Origin of the sequence: Streptomyces musisoli (genome assembly GCF_016741855.1) — a bacterium.
Lineage (GTDB): Bacteria > Actinomycetota > Actinomycetes > Streptomycetales > Streptomycetaceae > Streptomyces > Streptomyces musisoli.
Genome location: NZ_JAERRH010000003.1, coordinates 686,090 through 702,665, shown reverse-complemented (window position 1 = coordinate 702,665; position 16,576 = coordinate 686,090). Strand labels below are relative to the sequence as shown.

The 16,576-nt window shown below is 72.6% G+C and carries 13 protein-coding genes; 2 read left to right on the top strand and 11 right to left on the bottom strand.

All coding sequences use genetic code 11. From position 1 onward, the window contains the following. Positions 1–19: 19 nt before the first annotated feature. Positions 20–1,435 carry a serine protease gene (locus tag JK361_RS11360; RefSeq protein ID WP_201815606.1) on the top strand — a complete coding sequence of 472 codons (1,416 nt, stop codon included), beginning with the start codon at positions 20–22 and terminating at the stop codon, positions 1,433–1,435. Positions 1,436–1,703: 268 nt separating this feature from the next. Here the strand turns inward: JK361_RS11360 and JK361_RS11355 are convergent, their stop codons facing one another. From JK361_RS11355 to JK361_RS11325, 7 genes are all read right to left on the bottom strand, one after another. Then, positions 1,704–2,426, bottom strand: coding sequence for a histidine phosphatase family protein (locus JK361_RS11355; protein ID WP_201815605.1), 723 nt, complete (start codon positions 2,424–2,426; stop codon positions 1,704–1,706). 118 nt (positions 2,427–2,544) lie between these two features. Beyond that, positions 2,545–3,015 carry an SRPBCC family protein gene (locus tag JK361_RS11350; RefSeq protein ID WP_201815604.1) on the bottom strand — a complete coding sequence of 157 codons (471 nt, stop codon included), beginning with the start codon at positions 3,013–3,015 and terminating at the stop codon, positions 2,545–2,547. A gap of 12 nt (positions 3,016–3,027) precedes the next feature. After that, entirely contained in the window at positions 3,028–3,531 is a 504-nt protein-coding gene (locus tag JK361_RS11345) for a nucleoside deaminase (RefSeq protein ID WP_201815603.1), read from the bottom strand. Positions 3,532–3,732: 201 nt separating this feature from the next. Beyond that, a complete protein-coding gene (locus JK361_RS11340) occupies positions 3,733–5,529 on the bottom strand; it encodes a carbamoyltransferase family protein (protein WP_201815602.1) in 1,797 nt (598 codons plus the stop codon). Beyond that, complete coding sequence (locus tag JK361_RS11335) at positions 5,526–6,602, bottom strand: NAD(P)/FAD-dependent oxidoreductase (protein ID WP_201815601.1); 1,077 nt, start codon at positions 6,600–6,602, stop codon at positions 5,526–5,528. The genes JK361_RS11340 and JK361_RS11335 overlap by 4 nt, the downstream gene beginning before the upstream one ends. Continuing rightward, a complete protein-coding gene (locus JK361_RS11330; RefSeq protein ID WP_201815600.1) occupies positions 6,599–7,567 on the bottom strand; it encodes a cucumopine synthase-related protein in 969 nt (322 codons plus the stop codon). Before JK361_RS11330 ends, JK361_RS11335 begins: the two co-directional genes overlap by 4 nt. A 595-nt stretch (positions 7,568–8,162) precedes the next feature. Further along, positions 8,163–10,040 carry a glycoside hydrolase family 3 protein gene (locus JK361_RS11325; RefSeq protein WP_201815599.1) on the bottom strand — a complete coding sequence of 626 codons (1,878 nt, stop codon included), beginning with the start codon at positions 10,038–10,040 and terminating at the stop codon, positions 8,163–8,165. A gap of 185 nt (positions 10,041–10,225) precedes the next feature. On the opposite strand from JK361_RS11325, the gene aroA reads away from it, so the two are divergent. Then, positions 10,226–11,461: a 3-phosphoshikimate 1-carboxyvinyltransferase gene (gene aroA, locus JK361_RS11320; protein ID WP_201815598.1), complete on the top strand. Its 1,236-nt coding sequence runs from the start codon at positions 10,226–10,228 to the stop codon at positions 11,459–11,461. A gap of 231 nt (positions 11,462–11,692) precedes the next feature. On the opposite strand, the gene JK361_RS11315 is transcribed toward aroA, so the two are convergent. From JK361_RS11315 to JK361_RS11300, 4 genes are all read right to left on the bottom strand, one after another. Then, positions 11,693–12,940 carry an MFS transporter gene (locus JK361_RS11315; protein WP_201815597.1) on the bottom strand — a complete coding sequence of 416 codons (1,248 nt, stop codon included), beginning with the start codon at positions 12,938–12,940 and terminating at the stop codon, positions 11,693–11,695. A gap of 119 nt (positions 12,941–13,059) precedes the next feature. After that, positions 13,060–13,860 carry a sugar phosphate isomerase/epimerase family protein gene (locus JK361_RS11310; RefSeq protein ID WP_201816120.1) on the bottom strand — a complete coding sequence of 267 codons (801 nt, stop codon included), beginning with the start codon at positions 13,858–13,860 and terminating at the stop codon, positions 13,060–13,062. Between the two features lie 18 nt (positions 13,861–13,878). Then, entirely contained in the window at positions 13,879–14,808 is a 930-nt protein-coding gene (locus JK361_RS11305; protein WP_201815596.1) for a bifunctional helix-turn-helix transcriptional regulator/GNAT family N-acetyltransferase, read from the bottom strand. Between the two features lie 531 nt (positions 14,809–15,339). After that, positions 15,340–16,386 (bottom strand): LacI family DNA-binding transcriptional regulator, encoded by a 1,047-nt coding sequence (locus JK361_RS11300; RefSeq protein ID WP_201815595.1) that lies wholly within the window; start codon positions 16,384–16,386, stop codon positions 15,340–15,342. Between the last annotated feature and the right edge of the window lie 190 nt (positions 16,387–16,576).

Here is a 16,576-nt window from a genome sequence, read left to right as displayed (position 1 = left end):
CTCACAGGGGAGAGTGCGCATGCGCAAGGCGCTCAGATGGCTGCTCGCGCTCACGATGCTCATAGGCACGTGGAGCGCGGCGGCCGGTGCGGCCACCGCCGCCGGGTCCGAGCCCACCGACATCAAGGACCGGCTCCTGTCGATACCCGGCATGAGCCTGGTCCAGGAGAAGCCGTACCCCGGCTACCGCTACTTCGTCCTGAACTACACCCAGCCGGTCGACCACCGGCACCCGGAATGGGGCACCTTCCAGCAGCGGATCACCGTCCTGCACAAGGACACGAGCCGCCCCACGGTCTTCTACACCAGCGGCTACAACGTCTCCACCAACCCGTCCCGCAGCGAACCCACCCGGATCACGGACGGCAACCAGGTCTCCCTGGAATACCGCTACTTCACCCCGTCCCGCCCCGAGCCGGCCGACTGGTCAAAGCTCGACATCTGGCAGGCGGCGAGCGACCAGCACCGCGTGTACCGGGCGCTGAAGGGGATCTACTCCGCCAACTGGCTCGCCACCGGCGGCTCCAAGGGCGGCATGACGGCCACCTACTACGAGCGCTTCTACCCGCGTGACATGGACGGCGTGGTCGCGTACGTGGCCCCCAACGACGTCGTGAACAAGGAGGATTCGGCCTACGACCGCTTCTTCGCCCGTGTCGGCACCAAGGAGTGCCGCGACCGGCTGAACGCCGTGCAGCGGGAGGCGCTGGTGCGCCGCGCCCCGCTGGAGAAGAAGTACGCCGCGTACGCCGCCGAGAAGGGCTACACCTTCGAGACCGTCGGCAGCCTGGACAAGGCGTACGAGGCGGTCGTCCTGGACTACGTGTGGGGATTCTGGCAGTACAGCCTGCTGAAGGACTGCGACTCGATCCCGGCGGACGCGGCCACGGCGACCGACGAGGCGATCTGGACCTCGGTCGACACCATCTCCGGCTTCTCCGCCTACACCGACCAGGGGCTCGCGCAGTACACGCCGTACTACTACCAGGCCGGCACCCAGCTGGGCGCGCCGACCATTCACTTCCCGTACATCGAGAAGCGCCTGATCCGGTACGGCTACCAGCCGCCGCGCAACTACGTGCCGCGCTCCATCCCGATGCGCTTCCAGCCGGGGGCCATGCGGGACGTGGACGGCTGGGTACGGCACCACGCCACCCACATGCTCTTCGTCTACGGCCAGGACGACCCCTGGGGCGCGGAACGCTTCCGGGTCGGCGCGGGCGCCCGTGACTCCTACGTCTTCACCGCGCCCGGGATGAACCACGGCGCGAACGTGGCGGGTCTGGTCCCGGACCAGAAGGAGCTGGCCACGGCCCGCATCCTCAAGTGGGCGGGCGTGTCCCCGGCCGCCGTCGCCCACGCCGAGCCGCTGGCGGCGTACGACGCCGGGCTGGACGGCCGGGACGTGCGGCGGGAGCCCGTGCTGCGGCCGTAGCCCGGCCTCGACCCCACGGCCACGACGGCAGGTCCGGGACGTCCCCCACCGCCCCGAGGGCGTGGGGGACCACCGCCCGTCCGCCGTGGCCGTCGGTCGTCGTGATCGTGCGTCAGCCGTGCCGCCCCGCCGTCGTGATCGTCCGCCGTCGTGGCCGCCCCTCGTCATGGCCGTCCGCCGTCGTGGTCGTCCACTGTCGTAGCCGCCAGCCGCCAGCCGCCAGCCGCCAGTCGCGAGTGACCAGTCGCGAGTTGCCAGCCGCCAGCCGTCAGCCGTCACGGCGGGGCATGGCGGTGGACGGCCCCGTGCGCCTCAGGTGCCCCGTGTCGTTCAGCAGCCGCACCGACGCGGTCCCCTGCGCGTGGTACGTCACCACCGACAGCGAAGCCGCCGCCAGCTCCATGCGGAACAGCGACTCCGCCGGCGCGGCCAGCGCCAGCCGCACCAGCGTCCGCAGCGGTCCGACGTGCGAGACGACCAGCACCGTCCGCCCCGCGTGCCGCGCCAGCAGCGCATCCCGCACCGCCGACACCCGCCGCGTCACCGACCCGAACGTCTCGCCGCCGCCCGAGGGCGCCACCGCAGGGGACTTCAGCCACGCCGTGAAGTCGTCCGGGTAGCGCTCGCGTGCCTCCGCGAAGGTCAGCCCCTCCCAGGCACCGAAGTCCGCCTCCCGCAGGTCCTCCTCGACGTGCACGCCCAGCCCCAGCCGCGCGGCGATCGTCTGCGCCGTCTGGCGGCAGCGGCGCAGCGGTGACGCCACGATCGCCTGTACGCCGCCGCGGTCGGCCAGCAGCGCCGCGGTCGCCGCGGCCTGCCGGCGCCCGGTCTCCGACAGCGAGGGGTCCGCGCCACCGCTGCCGGAGAACCGCTTCTCGGGCGTCAGCGGCGTCTCGCCGTGCCGCAGCAGCAGGAGCGTCGTCGCAACGTCCCCGCCGGAGGGCGGGCCGGAGACGGCCGGAGCGGCCTGCGCGAGCGCCGCTCCGGCCATCGGCCCGTCCCTGTCCCCGCCTCCGCTACCGTGCCCGGTGCCGAAGCGCGCCGCGGCCCCCGACGGCCCCCGCTCACCCGTGGTGGGCCCCACGTCCGTCGCCTCGTCCACGCGCCGGCTAGTCCTTCGGCAGTGCGAAGTGGTCCCGCACGGCGTCGGTCTGCTTCTCCATCATCGCGATGATCGCCTCGACCACCTCGGGGTCGGCGTCGGCGGCGATCGTCAGCTCCCTCGACCACTCGAAGAAGCTGCGGTGCGGATCATTCGTGATCGGCCGGACGCGAATGGTGGCGGCATAGCCGTCGACCCCCGACGTCGGCGCGACGGCCCGGTAGGTGGAGGACCGCTCCACCTCGTTGCGCCCGGCGATCTCCTGCTGCACGAGACCATCGTTGAACCCGAGCGTGAAGTCGTACCGCGACGGCACCCGTTCGAGCGCGCCGCCCTCCGCCCATCGCACGTTCTTCACCGCGGGCCCGGACACGATCCGCACGACCTTCATGGGGTCGCGGACCTCGGCCCAGACGTCGTCCGGGCCGGCGTCGAGGATCGTCGAGTGGTGCATCGTGTGCTTGCGCTGGATCGCCACGAGAACTCCTTGTCAGTAGTCGATGCGGTCGGACTTGGCCAGCCACGCGTCGAACGGCGCCGTACGGTTCGGCAGGTCCAGCCGCTCGATCGTCACGGGCCACATCGACTGGGGCCGCTTCTCGAACAGGTCGTAGAACTTGCGGTCGTCGAAGCCGGCCACCGCGGCGTCGTCCCGGTCGGCGGCGAAGACGATCCGGTCGACGCGCGCCCACAGCGCGGAGGACAGGCACATCGGGCACGGCTCGCACGAGGTGACCAGGACGCAGCCGGCGAGCGAGAAGGTGTTCAGCTCCTGACAGGCGGCACGCATCGCGCTCACCTCGGCATGCGCCGTCGGGTCCAGGTTCGTGGTGACCTTGTTGTTCCCGAGCGCGACGATCTCGCCGGCCTTGGCGACGAGGGCGCCGAACGGACCGCCGCCGCCCGCCACGCTGTCCGTGGCCAGCTGGATCGCCTTCTCCAGCCAGGCGCGCTCGAGTTCTTGGGCGGTCGGTTCCAGGGTGTGTGCGGTCACGGTCACTCCTTTTCGGGGACGGAGGGGGAATTGCCCGGGTACTCTGCGGGGCGCAGCCGGGACGATGCGGGTCCCGCGGGTGCCGTCTCGAGACCGGCTCGGTCGACGGCGTCCACGGGAATCGGCGCGGCTAGACGCCGACGATGTGCTCCGGAGCGACCGGAAAGCCTGGGGTGCGGACGGAAGGGTTCTGGCGGGCCATCAGGGTTCCTCCGTCTTCGTGACGAGGCAGTTGCCGAGCATCAGGTAATCGATCTCCGTACCCAGGAAGCAGTCCAGGGCGTCGGACGGCGTGCACACGATCGGTTCGCCCGCCACGTTGAAGGACGTGTTGATCAGGCAGGGGACGTCGGTCAGCGCGGTGAACCGGCGCAGCAGGGCCGCCAGCCGCGGGGTGTCCCGATCGGTGATCGTCTGCACCCTGGAGGTGCCGTCCACATGGGTCGCCCCGGGGATCACCTCGCGGAACTCCGGCCGCACCGGGAAGACGAACGTCATGTACGGCGAGCGTGTCTTGCGGCCCATCTCGAAGACCTTGGGTGCGTCCGACTCGAGCACGAGCGGTGCGAACGGGCGGAACGGCTCCCGGTGTTTCACCCGGGTGTTGATGATGTCCTTGATGTCCGGGAACTTCGGGTTCGCCAGGATGCTGCGGTGCCCCAGTGCCCGCGGGCCGTGCTCGATCCGGCCCTCGTACCAGCCGATGACGACCTTCTCGGTGAGCAGTTCCGCCACCCGGGAGACGACCTCGTCGTCGCTCAGCCTCGTCCACTCCACCCGGCCGGCGAACTCCAGCAAGGCCTTCTCGACCGCCTCGTCGTCGAACTCCGGCCCGAGGTACGGAGTGACCGCCGGCGCGGACCTCCGCCTGCCGGCGCCGCCCGGATGGCCGACCCAGGCGTGGACCGCGGCGCCGATGGGGATGCCCGTGTCGCTGGCGCCGAAGCTAACGTGCATGTCGTCGAACCGCGAACCCTCGAACAGCGGGGTGTTGTTGAGGCAGTTCAGCGCCACGCCGCCCTCGAACAGCAGGTGGTCCAGGTCCGTCCTGGCCTCCAGCGCGCGGACCTGGTGGCGGGTGACGACGGTGAGCATCTGCTGGGCCGCGGCGGCCACGCGGGCCTGGTACGCGAGGGTGTCCTCGAAGGGACCGAAGAACTCCTCGAACAAGGGGTCCAGACCGCGGGGGTTGTCCGTCTCGAGGGGCCGGCGGAAGCTGTAGCGCCCCTCCTCGTGCAGTTCGACGAGGTGCTCGAGGAACGGGTTCGGCACCGGGGGCTCGGCGTATCCGGCCAAGCCCATGATCTTGTACTCGTCGTTGTTGGGCACGAAGCCCAGGTACCGCGTGATCGCCGCGAACAGGAGCCCGATCGAATGCTCCGCGCCGATGACCGACTCGTCGAAGACGCGGATCCGGCCGTCCCGGATCTCGCCGGTCAGCGACGAGTACCGTTCGGCACGGCCGTCGCTGATCAGGAACGCGGCGTCCTTCATGCCCGCCATGTAGTAGCCGGTCATCGCGTGGGCCAGGTGGTGCGGAACGAACACCACCTTGTCCGGATCGGGGGTGAAGCCGGTGCGAGCCGCGAAGTCGGCGAGGAGCGCGTCGTGGCTGACGGCTCCGGTGAACAGTTCGCCGATGCCGCCGATGAGATCCAGCTTCGCCGAGGGCGCCATGGGCGCGGACGTGATGTCCGACAGCATCCCGTCCAGGACCTCGGCGGAGAAGTCCCACGGGAAGGCGATGAGATCGACGTCGGAGAATTCCAGCCCCGCCCGGTCGAGGCACCACTGCACCGCGTTGACCGGGAAGTCGGTGGTCTTCTTCTCCCGGTTCAGCCGTTCTTCCTCCACGGCGGCGACCAGCTCGCCGTCCACCAGCAGCGCCGCACCCGCGTCGTGGCCGAGGAGGTAGTGCTTCTCGGTGCCGACCGCGCCGAAACGCTCGGCGAAGATCCCCGAGACACGGCTGAAACCGTTGCACCCCAGGACGATCATGACAAGTCCCCTCTGTGGTGCACCGGTTGCCCGTCGACCACGAGGTCGCGGACGAGTTCGCCGGCAGCGGGTGCCTGGCACAGTCCCTGGCCGGAGAAGCCGGCCGCGTAGAAGAAGGGGCGGGAGGGGTGCCGGCCGATGAGGCCGGTCCCGTCCGGTCCGGCGTCGAAGGCTCCGCTCCACCCGCGGTGGAGGCGGATGCCGTCGAGCGCCGGGTAGGTGGTGCCCAGCTGGTGGGAAAGCCGCCGGAGCCACGCCTGCCGGGACTCGTCCGGACCGGGGCGGCCCATCCCGATGAGGATGCGGTCCTTCCAGGTCCGGATCCGCAGGCCGGTGGAGGCGTGCAGGGTCATCGGCAGGGTGGGCAGCGGGGCGGCGGGCGCGTCGGTGAGGAGCAGCTCGATGGGGTAGGTGGTCACGGGGAGGTCGACGTCGGCCAGGGAGGCGACCGTCCCCGCCCAGGGGCCCGCCGCGCAGATGACGGTGCCGGCGCGGATGCTGCCCGCGGCGGTGTGGACCCGCCCGTCGGGGTCGATGCCGGTGACCGGTGTCTCCGTGCGCACGACGGCGCCTGCCTGCTGGGCGGCCGCGGCGTAGCCGCGCACGATGGCGGCCGGGTCGCAGGCGTAGGCCTCGGGTGACCAGGCCGCCGCCAGCACGGCGCGCTCACCGAGGAGCGGGTTGAGCCGCACCGCCTCGGAGGCGGTCACCAGCTCGACGTCCACTCCCGCGGCCTGCTGGGCGGCCTGGGTGCGCCGGAACTCCTCCACCTGGTGCTCTTGGGTGAACACCACCAGGAAGCCGACACGCTCCAGGCCGAGCGGGGTTCCGGTCCGCTCCGTGAAGGCGTGGTACGCCGCCATGCTGCGGACGGCGAGTTCGCCGGTGCGAGGGTCGCCGGGGAAGTAGGTGCGCAGTACGCCCGCGGTGGCCGCGGACGCTCCCGATCCGAGCGTGCCGCGCTCCAGCAGGACGGTTGCGACGCCGGCCTCGGCGAGATGGCACGCGATCGAGGTGCCGACGACTCCTCCGCCGATGACGAGGGCGTCCGTGCGTTCGGGCAGCGCGTTCATGAGCCCTGGCCCGCTTCCGCGGAGGGCAGCCGGCGCAGGTGGTCTCCGGCGTCCCACGGGAACAGGTGCAGGTTCCAGCCGCCCAGGCAGTTGATGTAGAGGGCCATCTGGCTCACCACGGCCTGGAAGTCGTCGCGGTCGAGACGGTCCAGGCAGGCCAGGAAACGCTGGGTGAAGGCCCACAGCTTCTCCAGGCCGCAGTAGCCCAGGAACTCGGCCGGGACCCCGGCCTGAAGGCGTGCCATCTGGCGCAGGGAGTCCAGCGGCATCCCGCCGACCACGGCCCGCACCAGGCCACCGTAGGTGGCGTACCCCAGCGGGCGGGTCTCGCCGTTGACGAACAGCAGGGTGGGCAGGACCGTCCCGTAGCTGCCGGCCCCGGAGGGTATCCACCCCCGGTGCAGCTCGGCGAGCTCCGGCGGCTCGGTCAGCCAGATCCGCTCGGTCTCGGTGTGCACGTCGTGCAGCAGCCGGTCCGCGTCCGCGTCGGCGGCGGTCAGCCGGGGGATGCGGTGGCCGCCCCCCAGGCCCGCCCTGCGCACCTCGACCAGGATCGGCTTCTTCGTGGAGTAGACCGCGTCCCACACCGCGGTGCCGGCCTCGGTCAGGGCCGGCATGTCCTCCGGCCGGACCCGGCCCACGGGGGATGCCGGCATCGGTTCGGTCAGCGTGCCGTACTTGATGCCCAGGTGCTGGAGCGCCGAACAGAACACCGTCCCGTCGGGTGCCTCGCGGCGGTCGGCGATCCGGTGGGACGCGGGCAGATGCAGCAGCGAGTGGATCGGCGCCACGTGGTACAGGTGCGAGCCCGCGACCAGCGCGTGGCCTTGCAGACTCTGGTAGGGCAGCGCCTCCCACAGCGCATCGGCCAACGCGGGATTGCGGTCGTCCAGCTCCGCGGTGACGGTGATGCCCAGATCGGGCCAGGCGATTTCGATGTGCCGACCGGACAGCGTCTCAGTCAAGATTCTCCCCCTGGTAAGGCATGGTGTCGGGACGAGCGGGCACAGCGATCGACCGGCGGCGGTCGGTGTCGATCCCGACCCTCACGCCGGTTCACCCGCGATCGGCGTCGCGTCCGGTTGCCGGGCCTCATGGCCGGTACCCCCCATCGACGAGCGGGAGGCAGCGCACGGCACTCATCCCTTGCTTCGCCGCAACCCGTACTGCGCCGTTGCGACTTGTACGAGGAGTACACAGCCAACCGAGCGAGGTCGGCCAGGCGTGGAAGACATGAAAGCGTCCGCAGGTCAGGGCCGACTCTTTCGTAGCTTCCTACAGGGCCCGGTCGCGTCCGAGGAATGAGGAAACGCCTAGCGCGACCGCCCCGGCCGTGCCGGGGGCGGCGGATCCCGAAACGCCGAAGGGCGGCCCCGGGCGGTGCGGTAACGCCGAGGCCCCGGGCGGTCCCGTAACGCCGTGGGGCGGTCCCGGAATGCCGAGGGGCGGCCCCGGGCGGTCCCGGACGTGATCCGCCCGGGGGCGTGATCACGCGGGACGGCCCGGCCGCCGCCCGGCTGTGATCCGCGGCCCGCCCTCCGGCGGACCGCGGAACGCTTCTCAGTACGTCAGTCCGTGCCCGATCGGATACAGCACCTTCGCCGGGTCGTCCGCGCGCTGCACCGGCACCGGCAGCTTCCCGCGGGGCGCCACCCGGCCGGCGATCACTCGTGCCGCGGCGCGCAGCTCGACGTCCGTCCAGCAGTACGTGGCCACGCAGGCCTTGGCCGAGGCGAGCTGCGCGACGTCGTACGGGTTGCGGATCGCCACCACGGCCACCGGCCTGCCCGTCGCCACGAGCCGGTCCACCAGGGTCCGCTGCGAGTTGCCCGCCGTCACGTTGTACGTGCCCACCACCACCGCGTCCGCGTCCTGCGCCGCCGTGACCGCCTTGTCGATGGTCGCGGCGGAGGGTGCGGTTCCGGTGGACAGGGCGGTGGCGGTGAAGCCCAGGTCGGTGAGGGCGGCGGCCAGGACGCCGGTGGGCGGGCCCGTGGTGCCGGACGGGGAGGCCGGATCGGCGCCGACGACCAGGAGCCGGCGTTCCCTGCGGCGGTCGAAGGGCAGGACGTCGTCATCGTTGACCAGCAGGGTGGTGGTGCGCTCGGCGATGCGGTCGGCGGTGGCGAGGTGGGACTTGGAGCCCACGGTGCGGTCGACGCGCGTCCGGCTCGCCCAGGGGTGGTCGAGGACCCCGCGCCGGGCCTTCAGGCGCAGGATGCGCAGGATCGATTCGTCCAGCCTGGCCTCGGTCAGCTCACCGCCCTGGACGGCCTTCAGCACCGCGTTCCAGGCCACGTCGAGCGAGGGCGGGTTGAGGAGCTGGTCCACGCCGGCCTTGAGGGCGAGCACCGGCACCCGGTCGTCGCCGTACTTCGAGCGCACGCCCTGCATCCCGAGGGAGTCGGTGATGACGACCCCGTCGTAGCCGAGTTCGCCGCGCAGGATGCCGGTGAGGATCGGCTCGGAGAGGGTGGCCGGGTCGCCGGATCCGTCCAGGGCCGGGAACTGGATGTGCGCGGTCATGATGGAGTCGATGCCCGCCCGGATGGCGGCCCGGAACGGCACCGCGTCCAGCTCCTCCCACAGTTCCCGGCTGTGGGTGATGACCGGGAAGCCGTAGTGGCTGTCGACGGCGGTGTCCCCGTGTCCCGGAAAGTGCTTGGCGGTCGCCGCCACCCCGGCCGACTGATAGCCCTTCACCTCGGCGGCGACCAGTCCGGCGACCGCGTCCGGGTCGGCGCCGAAGGAGCGGACCCCGATGACCGGGTTGGCCGGGTTGACGTTCACATCGGCGTCGGGGGAGTAGTCCTGGTTGATGCCCATCGCGCGCAGCTCGGCACCGGAGATCCGCCCGAGGGTACGGGCGTCGGAGCGGGAGCGGCCGGCGCCGATCGCCATCGCGCCGGGGAAGAGGGTGGCGGGCTTGCCGACCCGGCACACCGCGCCGTGCTCCTGGTCGGTGGCGATGAGGACCGGCAGCCCGCGCGGCTGGTCCAGCGAGGCCCGCTGGATGCCGTCGGACAGGTCGGCGATCTGGTGGGGGTCGCGGGTGTTGTGCGCCCAGGTGAAGTAGATGATCCCGCCGACCCGGTACTTCGCGATCAGCTCGGCGGCGGTGCGGACGCCGATCTCCTTCAGGTTGGCGTCGACGTCGGCCTGGTCGGGGGCGGTGGCGGAGTGGCCGTAGACCCGCATCACGAAGAGCTGGCCGACCTTCTCCTCCAGCGTCATACGGGAGATCAGGGCGCGCAGCCGGCGGTCGTCCGAGGGGGCGGCGTGGGCGGTCGTCGGTACGGTCAGCGCGGCGGTGAGGCCCGCGGTCGCGGCGAGGACGGCCCGTCTGGACGGCCGTGCGGTGTTTCCCGTGCCGGTGCCGCTTCCCGTGCCGGTGCCGCTTCCCGTGCCGGTGTCGCTTCCCGTGCTGGTGTCGTGCACGTGCGCTCCTTCCAGAGGAGAACCGCTGAAGGAAACTTCCGAGGAGTCACCAATATCCGGGAAGTTTCTTTCCGTCAAGGGAATGCACAGTAACCAGGAAGCGGCCGCCGACCGCGTATTCACGGGGCGCGTCCAGCCCCTGGACAACCCCGGCCGCGGCGTGGACGAGCCGTCATCATGCGGCCATGCCCGCAGTCGACATTCCCGGTTCCAAGTCCATCACCGCCCGCGCGCTCTTCCTCGCCGCCGCGGCCGACGGGGTCAGCACCCTCGTACGGCCCCTGCACTCCGACGACACCGAGGGCTTCACCGAGGGCCTGGCCCGGCTCGGCTACCGGGTCGGCCGTACCCCGGACGCCTGGCAGATCGACGGCCGCCCGCAGGGTCCCGCGGTCGCGCGGGCCGACGTCTTCTGCCGCGACGGCGCCACCACCGCCCGCTTCCTGCCCACCCTGGCCGCCGCCGGCCACGGCACCTACCGCTTCGACGCCTCCCCGCAGATGCGTCGCCGTCCCCTCGGCCCGCTCACCCGCGCCCTGCGCGACCTCGGCGTGGACCTGCGGCACGAGGACGCCGAGGGCCACCACCCGCTCACCGTCCGCGCGTCCGGCGTCGAGGGGGGCGAGGTCGTGCTGGACGCCGGCGAGTCCTCCCAGTACCTGACCGCGCTGCTGCTGCTCGGCCCGCTGACCCGCACCGGGCTGCGGATCCGGGTGACCGACCTGGTGTCGGCGCCATACGTGGAGATCACCCTCGCGATGATGCGGGCGTTCGGCGTGGACGTCGTCCGGGACGGCACGGTCTACGACGTCCCGCCCGGCGGCTACCGGGCCACCACCTACGCCGTCGAACCGGACGCCTCCACCGCGAGTTACTTCTTCGCCGCGGCGGCCGTCACCCCGGGCCGCGAGATCACCGTGCCCGGCCTCGGCGCGGGCGCGCTCCAGGGCGACCTGCGCTTCGTGGAGGTGCTGCGGCGGATGGGCGCGGAGGTGACGGTCGCCGAGGACCGCACGACCGTACGCGGTACGGGCGAACTGCGCGGGCTCACGGTGAACATGCGGGACGTCTCCGACACCATGCCGACGCTGGCCGCCATCGCGCCGTTCGCCTCGGGGCCGGTCCGTATCGAGGACGTCGGCAACACGCGGGTGAAGGAGTGCGACCGCCTGGAGGCGTGCGCGGACAATCTGCGGCGGCTCGGCGTCGACGTCGCGACCGGCCCCGACTGGATCGAGATCCACCCGGGCGTGCCCGCACCCGGAACCGAGATCAAGTCCTTCGGCGACCACCGCATCGTGATGTCCTTCGCGGTGACGGGCCTGCGCACGCCCGGGCTCACGTTCGACGACCCCGGCTGCGTACGCAAGACGTTCCCCGCGTTCCACGAGGCGTTCGCAGCCCTGCCCACCGCCGACTGACGGTGGGCTGCTCGGGCCCGGCCACACCCCGTCCCGCCGCCTCCTCACCCCGCGACGCCGGGCACGGGCCCCGCCCGACCGTCCCGACCGGCACTCGAAGGTGGGCCGGTGCCCGCGCTGCGCGGGCGGCGCTCGAAGGTGGGCCGGTGCCCGCGCTGCTCGGTGGCACTCGAAGGTGGGCCGGTGTCCGTGCTGTTCGGGCGGCGCTCGGAGGGGGCGTGCCCCTGCCGTTCACGCGGTGCCCGGCTCCGTGGCGGGCGTGCTCCCCTCGCGCAGCTCGGGCGTGCTCGCGGCCACCCCGGCGACCGCCAGCACGCACAGCGCGCCGCCGGTGACCAGGGCGGTCACGCCGGAGGTCCAGCCGGCGAGCAGGCCGCCGCGCACATTGCCGAGGCTGGGTCCCGCCTGACCGACGATCTGCTCGGCGGCGGTGACCCGGCCGAGCAGCGCGTCGGGGGTGCGGGTCTGGACGAGCGTGGAGCGGGAGACCACCGCCGTGGCGTCCGCCGCCCCGGCGACCACCAGCAGGGCGAGCCCGGTCCAGGGGTCGGCGGCGAGGCCGAAGAGCACCAGGGCCGCGCCCCAGGTGGCGGACGCGCACAGCATCACCGGGCCCGGCCGGCCCAGCCGGGTCAGCGAGCCGGACAGCCCGGTCGCCATGACCCCGCCCACCGCCAGCGCCGACAGGAACAGCCCGAGCGTGCGCGGGTCGTCGCCGAACCGTTCGGCGTTGACCAGCGGGAACAGGCTCACCGGGAACGACAGCACGGTGGCGGCGAGGTCGGTGATCAACGCACCCCGCACCGCCCGGTGCCCGGCCAGGAACCGCAGCCCGTCCAGCACCCCGTGCAGTCCCGCCCGCGACGGCTCGCCCTCGGGCGGCAGTGCGGGCAGCCCGAAGGCGCCGTAGAAGGCGAGGCCGAAGCTGAGGGCGTCCAGCAGGTAGCAGACACCGATACCGAACCAGCCCAGCAGCACACCGGCCAGCGCGGGACCGAGCAGCATCATCGACTGGCCGGTCACCTGTTGCAGCGCCAGTCCGGCGGCCACCTGCTCCTTGGGCAGCAGACGCGGCAGGAACACCCCGGCGGCCGGGGCGCCGAGCGCGCCGAAGGCCGACTGAACGGCGACGAGCAGCAGCACCGCGAGCACCGGCACGTGCCCGGTGAAGCCCTGCACCGCGAGCAGCAGCGAGCAGGCCGCCTGGCCGACGGTGGCGAAGAGGAAGACCCGCCGCCGGTCGGCCCGGTCCGCCCAGGCCCCGGCGAACAGCCCGAACACCACGAGCGGCACGGCCTGCGCGAGCCCGACGGCGCCGGTCCAGGCGGTGCTGTGGGTCGTGTCCCACACCTGGTACATGACGGTCACCATGGTCATGATCCCGCCGAGCACGGACACGGTGCGTCCGATGAGCAGCCGCCGGAACGGGGGCGAGGTGCGCAGGGGCCGTACGTCGACGAGGGAGCGGGCGAGGCTCATGAGCGAAGGCGGGCGCACGGCCCCGACGGCTGAATCACCGGGGGAGGCTAACCGGCGACCGCCACCCGGGCCAGCGATTTACTGCGGCGCCGCAGATCCCCGCCTCCCCCCGATCCTGCCTACGCCGCCTCCCCCAACGCCCTCAGCAGATACTCGCGGCCCCCGCTCAACAACCCCTGAAGCGGCGCGGCCGACTCGTACCAGCGCTTCTCGTACTCCCAGCACAGCCACCCGTCCCACCCCCGCCGGGACAGAACGTCCACGCACTCGGTGAGCGGCAGCACCCCGGTGCCGAGCGGCAGCGGCACGGTGTCCTCGGCGGAGGCGATGTCCTTGACCTGGACGTAGCCCAGGTGCGGGGCGAGGGCCGCGTACGCGTCCGACGGCTGCTCCCCGCCCAGCCACGTGTGCATCACGTCCCACAGCGCGCCCACCTGCCGGTGCCCGACCGGGCCGAGGATCCGGATCGCGTCGGCGCCGGTGCGGTGCGAGTCGTGGGTCTCCAGCAGGATCCGGACGCCGAGCACGGAGGCGTCCTCGGCGGCGGTGCCGAGCCGCCGCGCGGCGATCGCGTCCGACTCCTCACGTGGCCGGTCCGGGTCGGCACCGGGAAAGACCCGGACGAAGGGAGCGCCCAGGTCGTGGGCGAGGCGGAGCAGGTCACGGATCTCCGCCAGCACGGGCGCGTCCTCGCCGGGGGCGGCGACGCGCGCGTACCCGGCGAGGCCCAGCACCTCGACACCCGCGCCCCGGAACAGGGCCGCGGTCTCGGCGCGTTCGGCCGGGGAGAGGCCCGGATGCACCGGTTCCTCGGGGTGGGCGCGCAGTTCGACACCGTGGTAGCCGTGCGTGGTCGCGAGCGACAGGACTTCCGGGACGGGCAGACCGGGGACACCGAGAGTGGAGAACGCCAGCTTCATGGGCACGCTAGGTACCCCTCAGCCGCCGGGTTCATGCAATTCCAGCCGCCAGTCCTGGCCGACGAGATCCCTGCCGAAGGAACGGTGCGGCTTCTCGGTGACGAGGACGAAACCGTGCCGCTGGTAGATGCGGCGGGCACTGCCCAGCACGTCGTTGGTCCACAGCACCAGGTCGCGGTAACCGGCTCCGCGGGCGAAGTCGATCACGGCCCGCACCAGCCGGTCGCCGAGGCCGTGCCCGCGCGCCTCGGGCTCGACGAGCAGCAGCCGCAACCGCGCGGTGCCAGGTGCCTCGTCCCGTACGCACATCACGCACCCCACCGGCCGCCCCGCCAGCTCGGCGATCCACACCCGCTCCAGGTGCGGGTCGTGGTCCTCGGCGAAGTCGGCGACGATCCGGGCGACGAGGCCCTCGTACTCGGTGTTCCAGCCGTACTCGGCCGCGTACAGGGCGGCGTTGCGCTGCACGATCCAGCCCAGCTCCCCGGGCCGCGGCTCGCGCAGTTCGACGCTCTCCTCGGGCCGCTCGCCCTCCCCGAGGATGTCCTGGATGGTCCGCATGGCCTCGCCCAGCCGGGGCCGGTCGCCGGGAGCCACGCGGTCCAGCAGCGCGCCGACCGTGTCCTGGGCCCGCTCGTCGAGCAGCGCGGCGGTCTCGCGCCCGCGGGCGGTCAGGGTGACCCGGCGCCGCCGCGGATCGCTCCGCGAGGGCCCGCGCGCGATCAGCCCGGCCTCCTCGAACCTGTTCATGATCCGGCTCAGGTACCCGGCGTCGAGACCGAGCCGGCCGCGCAGGTCGGCCGCGTCCAGGGAGTCGGCGTGGGCGAGTTCGTAGAGCACGCGGGCCTCGGTGAGGGTGTACGGGGCGTACAGGTGGCGCCCGTAGTCGAGGGCGCCGATCAGCCCCGTGTAGAACCGGTTGAAAGAGCGGATGTCCTGCACGGTCATGATCGCCCCCGGATACTTGACTCAGTCAGAGGTCCCCCTCCCGAGCGTAGGCCCACCACCCCACCACGTCCAAGAGGCACGCACGGTCGGCACCCCGAAACGACCCCGGCGAACCACGCGCCCGGCCCCCAACACCCCACCCCCGACACCCGACGAAACCCCCTGGGTGCCCAGACCGACGGCACTCCCCAAAAGAACGCCCCCAGGGCCAACCAAAGGGGCGCGGGGAACTGCGCGCCCGGCCCCATCAGACCCGCACCCGACACCCGACGGAACCCCCCGGGTGCTCAAACCGACGGCACTCCCCAAAAAGAACGCCCCCAGGGCCAACCAAAGGGGCGCAGGGAACGGCGCGCCCAGCCCCATCCCACCCGCACCCGACACCCGACGAAACCCCCTGGGTGCCCAGACCGACGGCACTCCCCAAAAGAACGCCCCCAGGGCCAACCAAAGGGGCGCGGGGAACGGCGCGCCCAGCCCCATCCCACCCGCACCCGACACCCGACGGAACCCCCACGGACCCCCCGGCCATCACCCCCGCGGCACTCCCGTCGACCCCCGCACCATCAACTCCCCCCGCACCGAGGCGATCCCCCCGGGCGGCGGTTCCTCGCGGCCCATCGCGATGCGGCCCGCCCGCGCCCCCGCCTCCGCCAGCGGCAGCCGGACCGTCGTCAGGGAGGGCACCGCGTCGATGCTGAACGGCAGGTCGTCGAAGCCGGCCACCGAAACGTCCCCGGGGATGCTCAGCCCGGACTCGCGCAGCGCGGCGCAGGCGCCCAGCGCGACGGAGTCGTTCGCGGCCACGATCGCCGTCAGGGAGGGATCGCGGCGCAGCAGCTCCAGCGTGGCCTCGTAGCCGGACCGTCGGTCGTAGCGGCCGTACACCGTCCGGCCCGCGTCCTCCTCGATGCCGGCCGCGGCCAGGGCCGCACGGTGGCCCTCCAGACGGTGCCGCGTGGTCGTCCGCTCCTCGGGACCGGCGATGTAGCCGAGCCGGCGGTGGCCGAGGCCGATCAGATGTGCCGTCAGCGCGCGGGCCCCGCCCCGGTTGTCGAAGGTCAGCGCTATGGCCTGGGTGTCCGGCGCCGGCGGGCGCCCGCACAGCACGACCCGGGTCCCGGCCTCCGACAGCTTCCGCAGCTTCGCCGTGACCGCCGCCGCGTGCGGCGCGCTCTCCACGGCCCCGCCGGTCAGCACCACGGCCGCGGCCCGCTGCCGCTGAAGGAGCGTGAGATACGTCAGCTCGCGCTCGGGAGAACCGCCGGTGTTGCAGACGACCGCCAGGCGCTCCCCGCCCGCACGCCCGCCCGGCCCGCCGATCTCCGCCTGGATCGCGCTCGCCATGATCCCGAAGAAGGGGTCGGCGATGTCGTTGACGAGGATGCCCACCAGGTCGGAGGTGGCCGCGGCGAGCGCGCTGGCGGGGCCGTTGAGGACGTAGTCCAACTCGTCCACCGCACGCAGCACCCGCTCGCGTGTGGAGGCGGCGACCGGGTAGTTGCCGTTCAGCACGCGCGACACCGTCGCGGGGGAGACCTGGGCGCGGGCCGCCACGTCCGCCAGGGTCACCGTCATCTCGTCGTCCTCCGGTCGCGCATTTCGTCGTACGTCTTTCGCAGACTGCTGGTACGCCCTCGTAGACAGCCAGGTATGTGTCCTGGTTCCGAGCAGACCTTAAGGCCACGGTCCCCGGTTGTTCGCCCCCTCGAACGACTCGAAGCGGACACGGTCTTGTACAGAACCGGCGCGGGGGCTAGCTTCTCCC

What these genes read in the sequence shown, in the direction of transcription:
- JK361_RS11340 (WP_201815602.1), bottom strand. Translation starts at nt 5,529, where the DNA reads ATGATCGTCCTGGGGTGCAACGGTTTCAGCCGTGTCTCGGGGATCTTC.
- JK361_RS11300 (WP_201815595.1), bottom strand. Translation starts at nt 16,386, where the DNA reads ATGACGGTGACCCTGGCGGACGTGGCGGCCCGCGCCCAGGTCTCCCCC.
- JK361_RS11310 (WP_201816120.1), bottom strand. Translation starts at nt 13,860, where the DNA reads ATGAAGCTGGCGTTCTCCACTCTCGGTGTCCCCGGTCTGCCCGTCCCG.
- JK361_RS11360 (WP_201815606.1), top strand. Translation starts at nt 20, where the DNA reads ATGCGCAAGGCGCTCAGATGGCTGCTCGCGCTCACGATGCTCATAGGC.
- JK361_RS11305 (WP_201815596.1), bottom strand. Translation starts at nt 14,808, where the DNA reads ATGACCGTGCAGGACATCCGCTCTTTCAACCGGTTCTACACGGGGCTG.
- JK361_RS11335 (WP_201815601.1), bottom strand. Translation starts at nt 6,602, where the DNA reads ATGAACGCGCTGCCCGAACGCACGGACGCCCTCGTCATCGGCGGAGGA.
- JK361_RS11355 (WP_201815605.1), bottom strand. Translation starts at nt 2,426, where the DNA reads ATGGCCGGAGCGGCGCTCGCGCAGGCCGCTCCGGCCGTCTCCGGCCCG.
- aroA (WP_201815598.1), top strand. Translation starts at nt 10,226, where the DNA reads ATGCCCGCAGTCGACATTCCCGGTTCCAAGTCCATCACCGCCCGCGCG.
- JK361_RS11315 (WP_201815597.1), bottom strand. Translation starts at nt 12,940, where the DNA reads ATGAGCCTCGCCCGCTCCCTCGTCGACGTACGGCCCCTGCGCACCTCG.